19 protein-coding genes are annotated in these 16,516 nt (G+C 65.6%); 10 read left to right on the top strand and 9 right to left on the bottom strand.

Annotation, left to right across the window (positions count from 1 at the left end):
• Position 1 precedes the first annotated feature (1 nt).
• Both trhO and Q9316_RS15330 read right to left on the bottom strand, forming a co-directional pair.
• On the bottom strand, positions 2 to 940 hold the full coding sequence (trhO, locus tag Q9316_RS15335) for an oxygen-dependent tRNA uridine(34) hydroxylase TrhO (RefSeq protein ID WP_306032441.1): 939 nt from the start codon (positions 938 to 940) through the stop codon (positions 2 to 4).
• A 54-nt stretch (positions 941 to 994) separates the two neighbouring features.
• Positions 995 to 1,480: a CYTH domain-containing protein gene (locus Q9316_RS15330; protein WP_306032440.1), complete on the bottom strand. Its 486-nt coding sequence runs from the start codon at positions 1,478 to 1,480 to the stop codon at positions 995 to 997.
• Between the two features lie 152 nt (positions 1,481 to 1,632).
• Between Q9316_RS15330 and Q9316_RS15325 the strand changes: the two genes are divergently transcribed.
• The 4 genes from Q9316_RS15325 (at position 1,633) to Q9316_RS15310 (ending at position 4,089) form a co-directional block, all read left to right on the top strand.
• Positions 1,633 to 2,271: a 2-dehydro-3-deoxy-phosphogluconate aldolase gene (locus Q9316_RS15325; RefSeq protein WP_306032439.1), complete on the top strand. Its 639-nt coding sequence runs from the start codon at positions 1,633 to 1,635 to the stop codon at positions 2,269 to 2,271.
• A gap of 127 nt (positions 2,272 to 2,398) precedes the next feature.
• Positions 2,399 to 3,091 carry a tellurite resistance TerB family protein gene (locus Q9316_RS15320; RefSeq protein ID WP_306032438.1) on the top strand — a complete coding sequence of 231 codons (693 nt, stop codon included), beginning with the start codon at positions 2,399 to 2,401 and terminating at the stop codon, positions 3,089 to 3,091.
• Between the two features lie 96 nt (positions 3,092 to 3,187).
• On the top strand, positions 3,188 to 3,880 hold the full coding sequence (locus Q9316_RS15315) for a GNAT family N-acetyltransferase (RefSeq protein WP_306032436.1): 693 nt from the start codon (positions 3,188 to 3,190) through the stop codon (positions 3,878 to 3,880).
• Positions 3,877 to 4,089: a hypothetical protein gene (locus Q9316_RS15310; protein WP_306032435.1), complete on the top strand. Its 213-nt coding sequence runs from the start codon at positions 3,877 to 3,879 to the stop codon at positions 4,087 to 4,089. Before Q9316_RS15315 ends, Q9316_RS15310 begins: the two co-directional genes overlap by 4 nt.
• Here Q9316_RS15310 and Q9316_RS15305 read toward each other — a convergent pair.
• From Q9316_RS15305 to Q9316_RS15295, 3 genes are all read right to left on the bottom strand, one after another.
• Positions 4,086 to 5,054, bottom strand: a complete 969-nt coding sequence (locus Q9316_RS15305) for a nickel/cobalt transporter (RefSeq protein WP_306035326.1) — start codon at positions 5,052 to 5,054, stop codon at positions 4,086 to 4,088. The two genes, Q9316_RS15310 and Q9316_RS15305, sit on opposite strands and share 4 nt — an antisense overlap.
• A gap of 200 nt (positions 5,055 to 5,254) precedes the next feature.
• The gene (locus Q9316_RS15300; protein ID WP_306032434.1) at positions 5,255 to 5,896 is read right to left on the bottom strand and encodes a DUF1007 family protein; all 642 of its coding nucleotides are present in this window, start codon (positions 5,894 to 5,896) and stop codon (positions 5,255 to 5,257) included.
• Positions 5,897 to 5,978: 82 nt separating this feature from the next.
• Complete coding sequence (locus tag Q9316_RS15295) at positions 5,979 to 6,884, bottom strand: LysR family transcriptional regulator (RefSeq protein WP_306032433.1); 906 nt, start codon at positions 6,882 to 6,884, stop codon at positions 5,979 to 5,981.
• Between the two features lie 604 nt (positions 6,885 to 7,488).
• Between Q9316_RS15295 and odc2 the strand changes: the two genes are divergently transcribed.
• The 3 genes from odc2 (at position 7,489) to Q9316_RS15280 (ending at position 9,939) form a co-directional block, all read left to right on the top strand.
• Positions 7,489 to 8,622 (top strand): ornithine/lysine decarboxylase, encoded by a 1,134-nt coding sequence (gene odc2, locus Q9316_RS15290; protein ID WP_306032432.1) that lies wholly within the window; start codon positions 7,489 to 7,491, stop codon positions 8,620 to 8,622.
• 94 nt (positions 8,623 to 8,716) lie between these two features.
• A complete protein-coding gene (locus tag Q9316_RS15285; protein ID WP_306032431.1) occupies positions 8,717 to 9,304 on the top strand; it encodes a GNAT family N-acetyltransferase in 588 nt (195 codons plus the stop codon).
• A 188-nt stretch (positions 9,305 to 9,492) separates the two neighbouring features.
• Positions 9,493 to 9,939 carry a glyoxalase superfamily protein gene (locus Q9316_RS15280; RefSeq protein ID WP_306032430.1) on the top strand — a complete coding sequence of 149 codons (447 nt, stop codon included), beginning with the start codon at positions 9,493 to 9,495 and terminating at the stop codon, positions 9,937 to 9,939.
• A 12-nt stretch (positions 9,940 to 9,951) separates the two neighbouring features.
• Here the strand turns inward: Q9316_RS15280 and Q9316_RS15275 are convergent, their stop codons facing one another.
• Positions 9,952 to 10,986 (bottom strand): outer membrane beta-barrel protein, encoded by a 1,035-nt coding sequence (locus Q9316_RS15275; RefSeq protein WP_306032429.1) that lies wholly within the window; start codon positions 10,984 to 10,986, stop codon positions 9,952 to 9,954.
• A 381-nt stretch (positions 10,987 to 11,367) separates the two neighbouring features.
• Between Q9316_RS15275 and Q9316_RS15270 the strand changes: the two genes are divergently transcribed.
• Entirely contained in the window at positions 11,368 to 11,685 is a 318-nt protein-coding gene (locus tag Q9316_RS15270; RefSeq protein ID WP_306032428.1) for a hypothetical protein, read from the top strand.
• 85 nt (positions 11,686 to 11,770) lie between these two features.
• On the opposite strand, the gene Q9316_RS15265 is transcribed toward Q9316_RS15270, so the two are convergent.
• The 3 genes from Q9316_RS15265 to Q9316_RS15255 form a co-directional block, all read right to left on the bottom strand.
• Positions 11,771 to 12,760: a WD40 repeat domain-containing protein gene (locus Q9316_RS15265; RefSeq protein ID WP_306032427.1), complete on the bottom strand. Its 990-nt coding sequence runs from the start codon at positions 12,758 to 12,760 to the stop codon at positions 11,771 to 11,773.
• Positions 12,761 to 12,806: 46 nt separating this feature from the next.
• On the bottom strand, positions 12,807 to 13,913 hold the full coding sequence (locus Q9316_RS15260) for a CobW family GTP-binding protein (protein ID WP_306032426.1): 1,107 nt from the start codon (positions 13,911 to 13,913) through the stop codon (positions 12,807 to 12,809).
• Between the two features lie 90 nt (positions 13,914 to 14,003).
• The gene (locus Q9316_RS15255) at positions 14,004 to 14,795 is read right to left on the bottom strand and encodes a creatininase family protein (protein WP_306032425.1); all 792 of its coding nucleotides are present in this window, start codon (positions 14,793 to 14,795) and stop codon (positions 14,004 to 14,006) included.
• 91 nt (positions 14,796 to 14,886) lie between these two features.
• Here Q9316_RS15255 and Q9316_RS15250 point away from each other — a divergent pair, with 91 nt between their 5' ends.
• Both Q9316_RS15250 and Q9316_RS15245 read left to right on the top strand, forming a co-directional pair.
• Positions 14,887 to 15,423, top strand: coding sequence for a MarR family winged helix-turn-helix transcriptional regulator (locus Q9316_RS15250; RefSeq protein ID WP_306032424.1), 537 nt, complete (start codon positions 14,887 to 14,889; stop codon positions 15,421 to 15,423).
• A gap of 57 nt (positions 15,424 to 15,480) precedes the next feature.
• The gene (locus Q9316_RS15245) at positions 15,481 to 16,509 is read left to right on the top strand and encodes a LacI family DNA-binding transcriptional regulator (protein WP_306032423.1); all 1,029 of its coding nucleotides are present in this window, start codon (positions 15,481 to 15,483) and stop codon (positions 16,507 to 16,509) included.
• Positions 16,510 to 16,516 lie beyond the last annotated feature (7 nt).

The following is a 16,516-nucleotide window of genomic DNA, read 5'->3' as shown; positions in this document are numbered from 1 at the left end:
CCTACTTGCCGAGGTGGCGCTCGCCGCGCTTCCTGGCAAGGTCCATCTGCTTCTGCCGCTGGCGGAAGCGCAGCCGATCCTCCTCGCTGCGCGCCGCATGGCAATGCGGGCAGGAGACGCCGGCCTCGTAGAGCGGCGAGGTCGTGTCCTCGGCCGTCAGTGGATGGCGGCAGGCGCGGCAGAGCTTGTGCTCGCCTTCCTCCAGCCCGTGCAGCACGGAGACGCGTTCGTCGAAGACGAAGCAGGCGCCCTCCCAAAGGCTCTCCTCGGCCGGCACCTCCTCGAGATATTTCAGAATGCCGCCCTTGAGGTGGTAGACCTCGTCGAAGCCCTCGGCCTTCATGAAGGCCGTCGCCTTCTCGCAGCGGATGCCGCCGGTGCAGTACATGGCGATCTTCGGCTTGTTGTGCAGGCCGGTGTTCTGCCGCACCCAGTCGGGGAACTCCCGGAAGGTCTTGGTGTTCGGGTCGACCGCACCCCTGAACATGCCGATCGCCGTCTCGTAGTCGTTGCGCGTGTCGATGAGGATCGTATCTGGATCGCAGATCAGCGCGTTCCAGTCCTCGGGCGCCACATAGGTGCCGACGGAGCGCGTGGGGTCGATGTCCTCGACGCCCATCGTCACGATCTCCTTCTTGAGCCGCACCTTCATGCGCAGGAAGGGCATATCCGCCGCGTGGCTTTCCTTGTGCTCCAGCCCGGCGAATTCCGGCTGGGCGCGCAGATAGGCAAGCACCGTGCGGATGCCGGCATGCGGCCCGGCGATCGTGCCGTTGATGCCCTCATGGGCGAGCAGCAGCGTGCCGCGCACGCCATTGTCCTCGCAGAGCCCCTGCAGGGGCGCGCGCAGTTCCGCAAAGCGCGGGACGGAGGCGAAATGATAGAGAGCGGCGACGAGGAAGCCGGTTTCCTGTGCGGGGGAGGAGATCGCGTTTGTCATGGCCGCCACATACAGCTTTGCCGCATTTCAGGCAATGCGGCGTCGCGTAGCGCCTCAGGCGAGGCGTTGCAGGCTCGCCCCGTTGCTGGTGCCGAGCGCCATCGACTGGTTGGAATACTGGCTCTCGCCGGTGACTTCCCGGCCCACCCAGTTCGGCATTTCCGGTTCGTCATGGATCGAGGACAGCTCGACCTCGGCGATGACGAGGCCGCGATGGGTGCCGTCATAGACGTCGACCTCCCAGACATGGCCCTCGTGCGGCACCCGGTAGCGCACCTTCTCGATCACGTTGCCGATGGCATGGCGCAGCATGTCCTCGGCCTCATCCCGGTCGATGTCGAATTCGTATTCGTCGCGCACGAGGGCGGTATGGCCGACTTTGAGGGTGATGCGCGCGCGCCCGTCGCCATAGAGGCGAACCCTGAGCGACCGGTCGTCCTGCGCCACGACATAGGCCTGCCGTATGGCTATGCCTTCATCCGCGAAGATACGCCACCGCTGGCCCGACACCAGGAACTTCCGCTCGATCTCTTTTGCCATTGGCACGCTTTCGCAGTTGGAGATGGGCTTGGGCGAGGGGAGACTACACGATAAGTGTGTCATGACAAGGCCATGAATCGTGCTTTAGGCTCGACAGGACGTCGCGGACGCGATATTCCGGTTTCAATTCAATCGTTTTAAAAGGTCATGCCATGCGCGAGAAAAACGCCAAGCTCCTTTCCGTCCTGAGGCTGCAGCCGGTGGTGCCGGTGCTCGTCATCGACGACGTCAAGACCGCTGTTCCGCTGGCGCGCGCGCTGGTCGCGGGCGGCCTGAAAGCCATCGAGATCACGTTGCGCACGACCGCCGCGCTGGAGGCGATCCGCGCCGTCGCCAACGAGGTCGAAGGCGCCGTCGCCGGTGCCGGCACGATCCTCAACGCCGCGCAGTTCGAAGCGGCGGTCGAGGCCGGCTCGCAGTTCATCGTCAGCCCCGGCACAACGCAGGAGCTGATCGACGCGGCCGCCGATTCCGACATCCCGCTTCTGCCGGGCGCTGCCACCGCCAGCGAGGTCATGGGCCTTCGCGAGGAGGGCTACGAGGTGCTGAAGTTCTTCCCGGCCGAGCAGGCGGGCGGTGCGGCCTACCTCAAGTCGCTGTCCTCGCCGCTCGCCGGCACGCTGTTCTGCCCGACGGGCGGCATTTCGCTGGCGAATGCCCGCGACTACCTCTCGCTGCCCAATGTCGTGTGCGTCGGCGGCTCCTGGGTCGCGCCGAAGGACCTCGTCGCCAAGGGCGACTGGGCGGGCATCGAGAAGCTCGCCGCGGAAGCCGCTGCCCTGAAGGGCTGAGGCAGGTTCAGCGAAATTGCAGGCGGGCGGCCTTCGGTCGCCCGTTCTGCGTTTGTAATCGAGGAGCGGCATTCCTATCTTGCCTTGCAGTCTGCCCTTGCGCGACGAGAGAAACGGAGACGCCCCTATGTTCGACCCCAAGAAGTTGCTTGACCAGTTCCTCGGTTCGCAGGTGCCCGGCGCCGGTGGATCCGTGCGCGACCGCGCCGGCCAGGTCACCCAGCTCGCCAAGGACAATCCGCTTGCCACCATCGCCATTGCCGGCGTGCTGCTCGGCACGGACGGCGGCCGCAAGGTCGCAGGCTCGGCGCTGAAGCTCGGCAGCCTCGCCGCCATCGCCGGCCTCGGCTACCAGGCCTACAAGAACTACAAGGCCGGCCAGAGCCCGGCCGAGACCGCCGGGGGCGGCACGCCCGAGCTCCTGCCGCCGCCCACCGATTCCGGCTTCCACCCGGAGGCGGTCAGCACCGACTTCGCCCTCATCCTCGTGCGCTCCATGATCGCCGCCTCGCGCGCCGACGGCCATATCGACGAGGCGGAGCGCGCCCGCATCATGGACAAGCTGAAGGTCTCGGGCCTTGGCGCCGATGCCGCGCAGTTCCTCGAGGACGAGCTTGCCAATCCGGTCGATCTCGACGCGATCATCGCGGCGGCTTCGACGGAGGAGCAGCGCGTCGAGCTCTACACCGCCTCGCGCCTTGCCATCGAGCCGAAGTCGCGTGCCGAACGGGGCTATCTCGACCTGCTCGCCGGCCGCCTCGGCCTTGCCGATGGGCTGGTCGACCATATCGAGGCCACGGTTTCCGCCGCCAAGGTGTGACATCCGGGGGAGCGGCCGAACGCCGCTCCCCGCTTTCCACATTGCTTCGCGCGGTCCGCTGCTCTATCCCTTCGGCAAGACCGAAGGAGGATTATCATGCGCGATCTCAAGGATTGGAAAGGCTGCCCGCCGCCGGCGCCCGTGGCGCTCGACGGCCGCACCGTGCGCATCGAGCCCTATGATCGCGCGAAACATCTTCAGGCGCTGTGGGATGCCTTCGGCGGCATGGAGATCAATCCGCTGCTGCGCTACTTCACGCAGGCCGACTTTACCGGCATCGAGGATTTCGATGCCTGGTCCGAAGGGGCGATCAAGTCGGGCTGGGTGCGAGAGGTCATCGTCGACAAGGCGGACGGCAAGGTCGTCGGCATGGCGCATTACATGCGGCCGGACCCCGCGAACGGCGTCGTCGAGATCGGCGGCATCGCCCATGGTCCCGGCATGTCGCGCTCGCCGCTCTCCACCGAGGCGCAGTATCTTCTGGCAAAGCATGTCTTCGAGGACCTCGGCTACCGCCGCTACGAGTGGAAGTGCCACAACGGCAACGCGGCCAGCAAGCGCACCGCCGCCCGTCTCGGCTTCACCTTCGAGGGCGTCTTCCGCCAGCACATGCTCTCCAAGGGCGAGAACCGCGATACCGCCTGGTTCTCGATCATCGACAGCGAATGGCCCGATATCGCCAAGGCCTTCGATGCCTGGCTGGCGCCCGACAATTTCGATGCCGAGGGACGGCAGAAGCGCAAGCTCGAAGACATCCGCGCCGAAATCTCCAAGGCGGGCGCGGCATGAGCGAGGAACGCAAGGGAAAGTCGGCGGCGCTGGCGGCGCTCTTCATCCTGCTCGGCACGGGCGTGGTGTTCTACTTCCTGCCGCGCGTCATGATCGCGCTCGGCGGCGTCTCGCCCTGGCTGGCGGGCGCCTTCGGCACGCTGATCGTGCTCGGCTTCTTCCTGCTCTTCTGGCTCAGGGCGCGCTACCAGCGCAATCGCGAGAACTAGGCCTGCAGCGCCGCTCCAAGAAGTAATAATCCAAGGATCATCACCAGCGCCGCGCCGCCGATCTCGATGGCGGTGCCGACCTTCACGGCTGCCGAACCGTTGCCGGCAAAGCGCACGGCCGCGCCCTTGGCGGTGACGGCGAGCGTGGCGAGGATCGAGACGGTGATGGCCGTGCCGATCGACATGGCGAGCACGGCGAGCATGCCGCCGAGGTAGAGGCCGTTCAGCAGCGCGAAACTCAGCACGATGAGCGCGCCCGAGCAGGGGCGCAGCCCCACGGCGACGATGGCCGACCAAGCCTCGCGCAGCGCGAAACGATCGCCCTTCAAAAGCGACGGGTCCGGCGCATGGGCGTGGCCGCAGGTCGAGCAGACCTCGCCGGCATGATGGTGGTGGGCGTGGTCGTGATGATGATCATGTGCTGCGACGGCCTGCGCGCCGAGCGTGGAAGTGCGCCGTTCTCCCGGCCGCAGCTTCTTGAAGAGCAGCCATGCCCCGAAGAGGGCGATCAGCGCATAGCTGCCGATTTCCAGCGCGCGGGTGGCGTCGGTCATCGAGACGGTGGTGCCGCGCAGGAACAGGTAGGCTGCGCCGACCAGCAGGATGGCGACCACGCCCTGCAGGATCGAGGACAGGAAGGAGAGCAGCACGCCGCGCTTCAGCTCCAGCTCGTTGGCCAGCATGTAGGAGGAGATGACGGCCTTGCCGTGGCCGGGGCCGGCGGCGTGGAAGACGCCGTAGGCGAAGGAGAGGCCGACGAGCGTGGAGGCGGCCCAGGGGTTCTCGCGCATGTCCTTCAGCGCGCCGGTCATCATCCGGTAGAAACCCTGCTGCTGCGCGTTGATCCAGGCGAAGAGCCCGCCGAACGTGCCCGACGTGTTGAATCCCGGCTCCGCCGAGCCGATGCCGAGCGGCGACTGGGCGTGGGCGAGGCTTGCCGTGGCGATGAAGGCAAGGGCGATGATGAGTGCGGTATGGGCGGCGCGGGATACCCCCCTCTGGCCTGCCGGCCATCTCCCCCTCAGGGGGGGAGATTGGATGGGGGACCGTCTTGCTCCATTCGGACGTTGCCGCTGAAGGGAAGCCACTACCCCTTGCCGATCTCCCCCCTTGAGGGGGAGATGGCTGGCAGGCCAGAGGGGGGTGACGGCACGGAACGCGCGGCTCAGCATGTCAGCTCCAGACGGGTGGCGAAGAGTTTCGACATGTCGGTGCCCGCCGGATCGTTGAAGAAGGCATCCGTCAGGCTGTCCTGGTTCTGCGCCAGCACCTCGTCCGGGTCGGGCCGCACGACGGCGCGCTTGCACGAGCCGAAATTGTCGCCGACGGTGACGAGGTCGTCGTCGGTGGCGAAATCCATGGCCGCGTACATGGTCGGGTCGTAGACGCCGAAGGTGAGCTTGCCCTTGAGCGGCATGACCTCGCCGGGCTTCACGGTGAAGAGCATCAGGAGCTGGCCGTCCTTGTAGTCGACATTGATCGCATCGGGCTTGGCCACCTTCACGGTTTTCCCGTCCTCGGTGATCGTCGTGTAGTAGCTGAACTCCTCCAGCGATTCGAGCACGGTCCTGCCGACCTCGGCAAGCTCGTCCGGATCCAGCACGGCATTGCTGTTCTTGTCGAAGTCCATGACGACGCTGGCGGAGAACATCTCGTCGAAACGCCAGACATTGCGCAGCTCGCCGACCGTGCCGTTCGCATTCGCCACCACTTCGAGCCGTGCTTCCGCAAAGATATGCGGATGGGCGAAGGCCGCGGCCGGGGCAAGGAGGGCCGTGCCGGCGACGAGAAGGGGGAGGAATCGCATGGGTTTCAAGCCTCTCGAAGCGGCGTGACAGTCTTTGGAATCGCCCGCTGGAATGTAACGCAAATGGGTCGGAATTGGGACCTCACGCCTCGATGCCGGGATTGCGGCGGAACCAGCCGTGCAGGAAATCGACGAAGGTGCGCACCTTCGCCGGAAGATAACGCCGGTGGGGATAGATCGCGTAGATGCCGCGGTCGGTCGGAAGGTAGTCTTCGAGGATGGAGACGACCCGGCCCGACGCGAGGCAGGAGCGGGCGATGAAGGCCGGCACCTGGGCGACGCCGAGGCCGCTCGCCGCCGCGCGCACCGCCGCCGTCGGGCTGTTGACCTCGATATGGCCGCCGACCGGCACGCTGAAACCGGCCCCTTTCTCGTCGATGAAGCGCCAGTTGCTGTGCGACTTGCCGTTGGTGTCTATGATGCAGGGCAGGCGCGCCAGATCGCTCGGATGGTTGATCGGGCCGGCGCGTTCGAGGAATTCCTCGGTCACGCAGATCTTCAGGAAGAAATCGCCGAGCTTGCGGGCGATGAGGGCGGAATCCTCCAGCCGCGTGATGCGGATGGCGACGTCGAAGCCCTCTTCAACCAGGTCGACGAACCGGTCGTCCGAGACGATCTCCAGCGAGAGCTCCGGGTGCTCCCGGCCGAAATCGATGAGCGACTGGCCGATATCAGCGTCCACGAAGGTGCGCGGGGCGGAGACCTTCAGCTTGCCGCGCAAGTCCGTGTTCTTCTCGCGCACCAGATCGGCGAGATTGTCGATCTCCTTCAGGATGTCGGAGGCGGTGCGATAATAGGTGTGGCCGGATTCAGTCATCGAGAACTGGCGGGTCGTGCGGTTGAGCAGCAGCGTGCCCAGTTCGTCCTCCAGCTCGCGCACATATTTGGACAGAAGCGCCTTGGACCGGCCGGTCTTGCGCGATGCGGCGGAAAAGCCCTCGGCATCGACGACGTCGATGAAGGCCCGGATTCGGGTCAATGTATCCATGTGTCCCCACTTGGCTGTCCGCCGCTTCGTCTCGTCGATGGCGCGAAGGAAGGCGGGCCTCCGGCCGCAATGCGATGGCCGGTGCATTATGAACGATCTTTGAAAACCAGTCCGGCGAATGTCGTGGCTGTCACAATATTTTCAATAGCAGCCCGCAAAAAACTCTTGATTACGACAGCGATTCTTCTTATCTCCCGCCTTGCCCAAAGTCGCACGTGCCTGTGGGTGTCCGCCGACCCTCGAATTGGTGAGGAAATCGGTAAGGTACCTGGAATTAACCCCTCCAGTCGTTTCTCCGGCCAACCGGAAGAGCGAGGACATCTTGAAGCAACGACGGTGCGGGCCTTTCTGGTGTCTGCCGGCTTTCCATCAGCCGGGGTTACTGAAGAGGCACACCTTCATTGCCGGAAGTGCGGTCGGGTTTCCCGCCAATCCATGGCAGACAAAGCCGAATTGAAGCCTAGGCGGGCTTCGGTTCACCGTTCGCGCATGATGCGCATGCTTGGTTCCGGGGTCTCCACCGGCTGGTTCCAGAGCGTGCCCGCATTCTGCCCTTTGTCCTCCGGGTTTTGCCCGGAGCAACCTGGATATGGGGAATACCGAGATGGCAACTGCACGTATTATCGACTTCCTGAACACCCGACGTCCCGACGGCCCGTGCCTCGTGGTCGACCTCGATGTCGTGCGCGACAACTTCAAGGCATTCCGCCATGCGCTGCCGGACAGCGCGATCTACTATGCCGTCAAGGCCAACCCGGCGCCGGAAGTCCTTCGCCTGCTCGCCTCCATGGGCTCCAACTTCGATTGCGCGTCCGTCGCCGAAATCGAGATGGCGCTCGATGCCGGCGCGACCGCTTCTCGCATCTCCTTCGGCAACACGATCAAGAAGGAGCGCGATGTCGCGAAAGCCCATGCGCTCGGCGTCTCGCTCTTCGCCGTCGACAGCCATGAGGAAGTCGAGAAGATCGCCCGCGCCGCGCCCGGCGCCCGCGTGTTCTGCCGCGTCCTGACGGATGGCGAGGGCGCCGAGTGGCCGCTGTCGCGCAAGTTCGGCTGCGTGCCGCAGATGGCCGTCGACGTGCTCGTCTACGCCCACCAGCTCGGCCTTGCCTCCTATGGCGTGTCCTTTCATGTCGGCTCGCAGATGACGAAGCTCGACGCCTGGGATTCGGCCCTTGCCGATGCCAAGCGCGTCTTCGTGCAGCTTGCCAAGCAGGGCATCGAGCTGAAAATGGTCAACATGGGCGGCGGCTTCCCGACGAAGTACCTACGCGACGTGCCCTCGGCAGAAGCCTATGGCAAGGCGATCTTCGGCGCGCTGAAGAAGCACTTCGGCAACCAGATCCCGGAAACCATCATCGAGCCGGGCCGCGGCATGGTCGGCAATGCGGGGGTTATCAAGGCGGAGGTCGTGCTCGTCTCGAAGAAGTCGGACAACGACAACCACCGCTGGGTCTTCCTCGACATCGGCAAGTTCGGCGGTCTCGCCGAAACGATGGACGAGGCGATCCGCTACCCGATCCGCACCGTGCGCGATGCGGACGAGATGGAGCCCTGCGTGCTTGCCGGCCCGACCTGCGATTCGGCCGACGTGCTCTACGAGAAGAACATGTACCCGCTGCCGGTCACGCTGACGATCGGCGACGAGGTGCTGATCGAGGGCACCGGCGCCTATACGACGACCTATTCGGCCGTCGCCTTCAACGGCTTCGAGCCGCTCAAGGCCTACGTCATCTAAGACGACCCGGCGCTCCCGTCTGGAGCGGGAGCGCCACTTTCACAATCAGTTCAAGATACCGTCTGAATCGGTTTTGAGTTCGGGAGGCCCAGGGATGGCCACTGTTCTTGATTCTGTCCGCGCGTTCTTCGCGCATGCCGCCTTCACCATTGACCAGGAAAACACCGGCGACGTCGTCGCGCGCGAGCGGCTGCTCGACCGCGTCATGGGCGAGGCGCGCTTCCGCAAATCCTCCGAAAAGCTGCGCCGCAACCGGCTTCCCGCTGAGGGCCTGGCGCTCGTCGCCCGCGATGCCGACGGGCATGTCATCGGCACCGTGCGCCTCTGGAATGTCGAGGCTGGCGTCGATTCGGACGGCAATGCCGTGCCGGCCCTGCTGCTCGGCCCGCTCGCCGTCGATTGCCAGCACGAGGGCAAGGGCATCGGCGGCGCGCTGATGCGCGCGGCGATCACCGAGGCGCGGGATCGCGGCCACGGCGCGGTGCTGCTCGTCGGCGATCCCGAATATTACGAGCGCTTCGGCTTCTTCACGGAGCCGGCGCAGCACCTCGTCATGCCCGGTCCCTTCGAGCGCCGCCGCTTCCTGGCGCTCGAGCTGAAGCACGGCTGGCTCGACGGCGCGGCGGGCCTGCTCGTCGCAAGCGGCCGCCGGCTGGCAGGCGAATTGCGCAAGGCGGCCTGACCGCCCGCTGATTGACTTGGACAAGCGATTGCGTTATCGGGACGGCAGGGTGAGAGCCCCTGCCGTCCGCAAGCGCGAGCTTTGGTGAAGTCTCTCTTCAGACGATCGGTCTTCCAGCATCATGCATGCGAACCGGCGGCAATGCGGGCCCCCTCCGAAATGACGCATGCAGACACTGGAGATCCGACATGCGTCCGTCCTCGACGCCACTTCCATCCCTCGATGCCCTGAAAGACCAGGCAAAGCGGCTGCGTGCGCGCTTTTGCGACGAGGGGCAGGGCATTTCCCATTCCCGCGCGCTCGAACTCATCGCCGCGCAATACGGCTTTCGCGACTGGAACACGCTGCATGCGGCGGTCGGCAACCGGCCGCCGTTCAATCCGTGGATGCTCGGCTCGCGCGTGCGCGGCCACTATCTCGGCCAGCCCTTCGATGCCGAGATCCTCGGCGTGCAGGCGCTGACGAGCCAGCCCGGGCACTACCGCATGGTGCTGCATTTCGACGAACCGGTGGACGTGGTGACCTTCGACAGCTTCTCCGCCTTCCGCCAGCGCGTGAACTGCACCGTCGACGATACGGGGCGGACGGCGGCGAAGACTTCGAACGGCCGTCCGCATCTGGAACTGGAATGGTAAAACCGGAACTTCTCAGAAGGAGCCGGAAAACCGCGCCGCGAGGCCGTCGATCCTGAAATCGGCGGTCTCGTCCGCTTCGCGTCGGATGAGGCGGCTGTATTCCAGCACCACCGCCGCGCCCTTGTCCAGCGTATAGTGCAGCGTCGCCATCGTGGACGTCGTGCGCGTGCGGTAGTCGTAGTAGAGCCAGTCGCTACGGGCCTTCTCGTAGGCGAGAGTGAGTTTCAGCTTTTCCGTCAGCGCCTTTTCCAGCGAGAGAGCAACGGTGCGCACGTCCTCGCCGAGCGGATCATCAATATCGGCAAGCTGGATGTCGCGGGTAAAGCCCGCCTTCAGCATGGTATCGCGCGGAAGCTGCCAGGCAAGTTCCGCCTTGAGGAAGGGCCTGATGGTATCGACCGTCTTGCCGAGTTCAGGGCTGCGCACGCCGATCATGCCGGCTTCCGCCATCAGGGTGATGCCCTCCGCAAGGGGGCGGCCATAGGCGAGGGAGCCGCGCAGCGTCTCGGCCGGGAAGCGTTCGAACGGCTGCTGTTCTTCGGCCGGGATGGGGTTCGTGCGGTATTGCAGCGTGGCGCCCACCTCGCCGCCGAAGAGGGCGCGGATATGGCCGCCGGTCAGCTCCGCCAGCCGGTTGCCCGCTTCGAGCTGGACGCGCGGCAGGCCCCTCAGCGTGAAATCGACGTTGCCGCGGTTGAGATTGGAGAGCGCCGCCGTCAGGTGGCTCTTGCCGCCCCAATGCTCGACGGTGAGGCCCGCGCTCGCCGCAGCGGCGATATCGGCCTTGCGGTAGCCGATCAGGAGGCCGGGCAGGGCGAGAAAGATATCGCCCTCCCGCCGCTGCTCGATGCTCCCCCTCAGCGTGAGCTTGACGGCCTCGCCGAGGTCGCGCGTCAGGCCAACCTCGAGGCCGATCTTCCGCTCGTCGGCGAACCGGTAGCGCGGCACGCGCCGCCCGCTGACGGTGAGCCCATAGGCGAGCTGGGTGTCCTCAAGGGCGAGACTGCCGCGCAGCGCGATCTTCGCCTCGTCGAACGAGGCCCGCAACGCGGTTGGATCCTTGAAAACATTCGACGTCCAGCCACCGCCGAAACTGTAATCAATGGTTGAATCGGCATTTGCCGGGTTGCAAATGGCCAGCGCAAAAGCCGCGCACAGCAAACCATGATGAGAACGCATCCGCTCGTGCCCCTGTCCGTTTCCGAAACGGAATCCTAGGGTTGCATGGTTAAAAATTCCCTCAAAGGTTGATAATTGACGGGATTGTGCAATTTTAAATACTAAAGGTTGTGCCCGGTTGGGAATCGTTAAACTTGTCTATGTTATGGTTAACTCTTTGCTATGATTGGCAAAACGGGTTGAGTAAATCGGCGCTTATATTACCTTTGATTGTGCATCGACGAGGTGCACAACCAAAGGAGAGAGATCATGAACAAGACCCGCATCATCGCCATCGCAACCATCATCGCATTTGCCGGCGCCGGCCAGGCTTCGGCCGGCGGCCTGCTCGGCGGCCTCGGCATTCTCAACGGCAACAAGACCAAGACCGGCGGCATCGTGATCGCCCCGAGCGTCGGCCTCGGCGTCGGCAACATCCTCAGCGACAACAACGGCAACAACATCCTGAACGGCGTGCTGAACAACAACCTCAACGGCACCCTTTCGGGCGTCCTCAACGGCTCGGTTCTCGGCATCCTGAGCGGCGGCGGCGGTAGCGACTGCGGCTGCAAGAAGCGGAAACATTGACCACGCTTCCCCACCCGTCCCCGTGGTCAGTGGCCCGGGAGAGCTTTGCTCTCCCGGGTTTTTCCTTGTTCAGGGAGGGTGGGCCTCAGCCCGCGAGATCGATGACGCCGCAATCGCCGGCTTCGCTGGCGAAGGCGAGGAGCTTGCCGTTGCGGCTCCAGGCCATCGAGGTGACGGCGCCCTTGCCGGGGCGGCGCAGCAGAACTTCGCGGCTGTCGGCAAAGCGAGCCGCCAGCACCATGCCGTCCGAATAGCCGATGGCGACCACGTCCTCGCCCGGATGGCAGGCGACGGCGGTGACCATGACGTCGGCGCGGGTGCCGAGTTCGAGCGGCGGCTTGCCCATCGGGCCGTCCTTGGCCGAGAAGGGCCAGACGATGGCGGCCGGCGCGCCGGAGGAGGCGAGCCACTTGCCCTTGGCGGACCAGGACAGCGATTTCACCTTGGCCGGATAGCCGGTCATGCGCATGTGGCGCGTCTCGGCGCCGGGCTTGCTGTCGAGCTTCCAGCCGTGCAGGGCGTTTTCCTGCATGCTGGTGACGACGAAGCGGCCGTCGGGCGAGAAGGTGATGCCGTTATGGGCGCCCTTCCATTCGAGATCGATCGGCGGGGCGGCCATGGCGACCCAATGGAGCGAGGCGCCGTTGTAGCGCGCCGCGCCGAGGCGAAGGCCCTTGGGCGCGAAGGCGATGCCCTCGACCGAACGCGCCTCGGAAAATTCCTTGATCGTGCCGTCGGAAAGCCGGACGCGCGCCGTGCGTCCCTCGGCAAAGCCGACCGCGCCCTGCGGGCCGGCGGCGACGACGGAAATCCACTTGCGCGGTACCTCGGCAAGAAGCGTGACGGTGCCGTCGGCGGCGATGCGCAGCACCTTGCCGTCCTCGCCGCCGGTGACCAGCGTATCGTTCGCCTCGTCGCGGACGCAGGCGAGCAGGCCGTCATGCGCCTCGGTGACCTTCTGGCCGTGATCGAGGCGATGGATGGCGCCGGAGGCGGTGGCGAAGAACGGCACGTCGCCGAGGAAGGCGGCCGCGACGACGTGGCCGTCAAGATCGAGGGGCGCGACTGTCGGCATCAGTTCTTGTCTCTCCGGCGCAGGACGTTGCCCAAAAACTGCTGCATCATGCTTTCTGCGCCTCGCAGGCCTTGAACGTGCGCTCGATCTTCTCGCGGTCGAGATCGCGGCCGATGAAGACCAGGCGGCTTTCGCGCTTCTCGCCGTCCTTCCAGGCGCGCTGGTGATCGCCCTCAACGATCATGTGCACGCCCTGCACGACATAGCGCTCGTCGTCGCCGGCAAAGGCGATGATGCCCTTGAGGCGCAAGATGTTCGGGCCGTCCGTCTGGGTGATCTTCTGGATCCAGGGGAAGAACCGCTCGGGGTTCATCTCGCCGCCGCGCAGCGAGATCGACTGCACCGTCACGTCATGGATCGGCGAAACGCTGTGGTCGTGGTGATGGTGGTCATGATCTTGGTGGTGATGGTCGTGATCATGATCATGGTGGTGGTGATCGTGGTCATGATGGTCATGGCCGCAATCCGGGCCGCAGACATGGTCCTCGTGATCGTGGTCGAGGAAATGCGGATCGTTCTCCAGCGCCCGTTCAAGGTTGAACGCGCCCTGGTCGAGGACCTTGGAGAGGTCGATGTCCGAGCGGGTCGTGCGGTGGATGCGGGCGGACGGGTTGATCGCGCGCACGGTCGCCTCGATCTTCGCCAGTTCCTCGGGGCTGACGAGGTCGGTCTTGTTGACAAGCACGACATCGGCGAAGGCGATCTGGTCCTCGGCCTCGCGGCTGTCCTTGAGGCGCAGCGGCAGGTGCTTGGCGTCGACGAGGGCGACCACGGCGTCGAGCTCGGTCTTCTGGCGCACGTCGTCGTCCATGAAGAAGGTCTGGGCGACCGGCACCGGATCGGCAAGGCCGGTGGTCTCGACGATGATCGCGTCGAAGCGGCCGGGGCGGCGCATCAGGCCTTCCACCACGCGGATCAGGTCTCCGCGCACGGTGCAGCAGATGCAGCCGTTGTTCATTTCGTAGATTTCCTCGTCCGATTCGACGATCAGGTCGTTGTCGATGCCGATCTCGCCGAACTCATTGACGATGACGGCGTATTTCTTGCCGTGGTTGTCGGTGAGGATGCGGTTCAGCAGCGTCGTCTTGCCGGCGCCGAGATAGCCGGTGAGCACGGTGACGGGGATGGGCTTGGAAGGGGCTGTTTCGGTCATGGGAACCTCGCGCGGGGCAGGGACGGTCGGGACGTCCGGTTGGCGACTGATATAGGAGATCGGACGGGCCAGCGCAAATGCCCGATGGCGTTATTGGAACGCATCCACGTCGAAGGCGGCGACGTCTTCGAGGAGAGCGACGAGGCCACGTACGGCATGGGCGATGAGCTGCTCGCCTCTTTCCGCCGTCGCCGCCGCCGCATCGCCCGCCACGCCCTTCGGATTGAGGTCGGACATCTTCCAGCCGAAGGCGTGCGGGCCATAGGCGCGCAGATAGGCAAAGCGCGCGGAGAACTCCGCCTGCCGCGAGCCGAAGCGCTCCGCCTTGTCCATCTCGACGCGATCCGGATGAAGGGCGAGCATGACGGAGGTCTCGATATCGCCGCCGTGGATGTCGATCGCCTTGTCCTCCGGCGCGATCCAGCCATGCGGCTGGCCGAAGCGGGTCCAGGCGGTGGCAACCGTGAGCATGTCGAGGCGCACGCGCGCCTCGGTCGCGACGATGGTCATCAGGGGCGAATTGCCGCCATGGGCGTTGAGCAGCACGAGCTTGCGGAAGCCGAAGCGGTTGAGATCCTCGGCGATGCGCAGCCAGCGCTCGATCGCTTCCGCATAGCCGAGCGAGCGGGTCCCCGGCACGTCGAGGTGTTCGGGCGAATAGCCGACCGGCTCTGCGGGCAGGAAGGTGACGGGCAGGTGCGCCGGCAGGACCGCCATCAGCCGCTCGGCAATGCCCTCGGCGATCAGCGTGTCCGTCTCCAGCGGCAGGTGCGGGCCGTGGCCCTCATGTGCGCCGAGCGGCAGGACGGCGATCCAGCCGGCACGGTCCTCCGGCGCCAGCATGGGGTCGTTTTCGGTCCATCGCAGCCTGGGATGCGCCATGGCGTCTCTCCGATCCTCACTTGCCGCCTGCCTTGCTCCTGAGTCATACAAGGCCGGGCCCATGATGCAAGGGCGGTGCAGGAGGCGATGGATGGGCAAGAAGCACAAGGACGGCAAAGACGGCAAGAAGGCCAAGAAGAAGAAGTCGCACGAGGCGGTCTCGGGCGCGGGCCTTGCCGGCGCGGTCGTCAACGCGGCGCGCTCCATGCGCACGGTGCTTTCCCGCAACCTGCTCGCCACCGGCCTTTATGCCGGGCAGGACGGCGTGATCCTGGCGCTCTCGGACGAGGGCGGGCTGACCGCCGGCGCGCTTGCCGCCCGGCTCGGCGTCAAGGCGCCCACCATGACGCGCACGATCGGCCGGCTGGAGGCGCAGGGCTTCGTCGAGCGCCGGCCGGACGAGACGGACGGGCGCCTTACCGTCGTGCATCTCACCGAGGCCGGGCGCGCCTCCGTCGATCGCATCACCGAAGCCGGCCGCCTCAGCGAGCAGCAGGCGGCCGAAGGCCTCAGCGAGAAGGACGTGCGCAATCTCCTGAAGCTCCTGCGCGCGATGGACGAGAACCTGCACGTCACCCTGCCGGATGCACCCCGGAGTAGTGAAAAGACGGTTGCCGACGAGATTTAAACTGTTTAAATAAACGGTTTTAAAGCCGCGCTGCTGCGTGTTCGTCGGGGAGGGGTCGTGGCACAGAAAATCAAGCTTTCCACCATCGCGGAGACGCTCGGCGTTTCCACGGCGACGGTGTCGCTTGCGCTGAGGGACAGTCCGCTGGTGGCGGCGGCGACCCGCGACCGCATCAAGGAGCAGGCGCGCGCGCTCGGCTACATCTACAACCGCCGCGCGGCGAGCCTGCGCACCTCGCGGTCCGGCATCATCGGCGTCGTCGTGCACGACATCATGAACCCGTTCTACGCGGAAATCCTCAAGGCCATCGAGAGCGAGCTCGACCGGGACCGGCAGACCTTCATCCTCTCCAACCACTACGATTCGGTGGAGAAACAGCGCAATTTCGTCGAGACGCTGCTGCAGCTCGGCGGCGACGGGGTGATCATGTCGCCGGCCATCGGCACGCCGCCGGAGGACATCCAGCTTGCCGAGGACAACGGCATGCCGGCGATCCTGATCGCGCGTTCCATCGACGGCCTCGACGTGCCGATCTTCCGCGGCGACGACAGCTACGGCATCTCGCTCGCCACCAATCACCTGATCGGGCTCGGCCACCGCACCATCGCCATGGTGGGCGGCACGGACCAGACCTCGACCGGCCGCGACCGCTACCAGGGCTATGTCAACGCGCTGCGCAAGGCGAATATCGAGGTCGATCCCAGCCTGCGCATTCCAGGCCCCCGCACCAAGCAGGGCGGCTTCGAGGCGGCGGTGCATTTCCTCTCGCTGCCGCAGAAGCCGACGGCGGCGGTCTGTTGGAACGACCTCGTGGCGATCGGCCTGATGAACGGCATCGCCCGCGCCGGCCTCGTGCCCGGGCGCGACGTCTCCGTCACCGGCTACGACGACCTCGAGGAGGCGGCGATCGCCACGCCCGCGCTCACCACCGTCTGGAACGGGCAGTCGGAGGTGGGTCGCAATGCGGCCCGCGCCCTGCTCGACAAGCTCTCGGGCAGCCACGAGCCCGACGGCATCCATCTCATCAAGCCGGAAATGCGCATCCGGCAATCCACCGGACCATTGAAGCCGCATCCGGAAGGATGAGGCGTCA

It is taken from the genome of Shinella zoogloeoides, from assembly GCF_030733845.1.
GTDB classification, from domain to species: Bacteria; Pseudomonadota; Alphaproteobacteria; order Rhizobiales; family Rhizobiaceae; genus Shinella; species Shinella zoogloeoides_C.
This window is presented reverse-complemented; position numbering and strand designations above follow the sequence as displayed.

What these genes read in the sequence shown, in the direction of transcription:
- Q9316_RS15260 (WP_306032426.1), bottom strand. Translation starts at nt 13,913, where the DNA reads ATGACCGAAACAGCCCCTTCCAAGCCCATCCCCGTCACCGTGCTCACC.
- Q9316_RS15315 (WP_306032436.1), top strand. Translation starts at nt 3,188, where the DNA reads ATGCGCGATCTCAAGGATTGGAAAGGCTGCCCGCCGCCGGCGCCCGTG.
- Q9316_RS15300 (WP_306032434.1), bottom strand. Translation starts at nt 5,896, where the DNA reads ATGCGATTCCTCCCCCTTCTCGTCGCCGGCACGGCCCTCCTTGCCCCG.
- trhO (WP_306032441.1), bottom strand. Translation starts at nt 940, where the DNA reads ATGACAAACGCGATCTCCTCCCCCGCACAGGAAACCGGCTTCCTCGTC.
- Q9316_RS15310 (WP_306032435.1), top strand. Translation starts at nt 3,877, where the DNA reads ATGAGCGAGGAACGCAAGGGAAAGTCGGCGGCGCTGGCGGCGCTCTTC.
- Q9316_RS15280 (WP_306032430.1), top strand. Translation starts at nt 9,493, where the DNA reads ATGCGTCCGTCCTCGACGCCACTTCCATCCCTCGATGCCCTGAAAGAC.
- Q9316_RS15250 (WP_306032424.1), top strand. Translation starts at nt 14,887, where the DNA reads ATGGGCAAGAAGCACAAGGACGGCAAAGACGGCAAGAAGGCCAAGAAG.
- Q9316_RS15285 (WP_306032431.1), top strand. Translation starts at nt 8,717, where the DNA reads ATGGCCACTGTTCTTGATTCTGTCCGCGCGTTCTTCGCGCATGCCGCC.
- Q9316_RS15330 (WP_306032440.1), bottom strand. Translation starts at nt 1,480, where the DNA reads ATGGCAAAAGAGATCGAGCGGAAGTTCCTGGTGTCGGGCCAGCGGTGG.
- Q9316_RS15270 (WP_306032428.1), top strand. Translation starts at nt 11,368, where the DNA reads ATGAACAAGACCCGCATCATCGCCATCGCAACCATCATCGCATTTGCC.
- Q9316_RS15325 (WP_306032439.1), top strand. Translation starts at nt 1,633, where the DNA reads ATGCGCGAGAAAAACGCCAAGCTCCTTTCCGTCCTGAGGCTGCAGCCG.
- odc2 (WP_306032432.1), top strand. Translation starts at nt 7,489, where the DNA reads ATGGCAACTGCACGTATTATCGACTTCCTGAACACCCGACGTCCCGAC.
- Q9316_RS15295 (WP_306032433.1), bottom strand. Translation starts at nt 6,884, where the DNA reads ATGGATACATTGACCCGAATCCGGGCCTTCATCGACGTCGTCGATGCC.
- Q9316_RS15255 (WP_306032425.1), bottom strand. Translation starts at nt 14,795, where the DNA reads ATGGCGCATCCCAGGCTGCGATGGACCGAAAACGACCCCATGCTGGCG.
- Q9316_RS15265 (WP_306032427.1), bottom strand. Translation starts at nt 12,760, where the DNA reads ATGCCGACAGTCGCGCCCCTCGATCTTGACGGCCACGTCGTCGCGGCC.
- Q9316_RS15320 (WP_306032438.1), top strand. Translation starts at nt 2,399, where the DNA reads ATGTTCGACCCCAAGAAGTTGCTTGACCAGTTCCTCGGTTCGCAGGTG.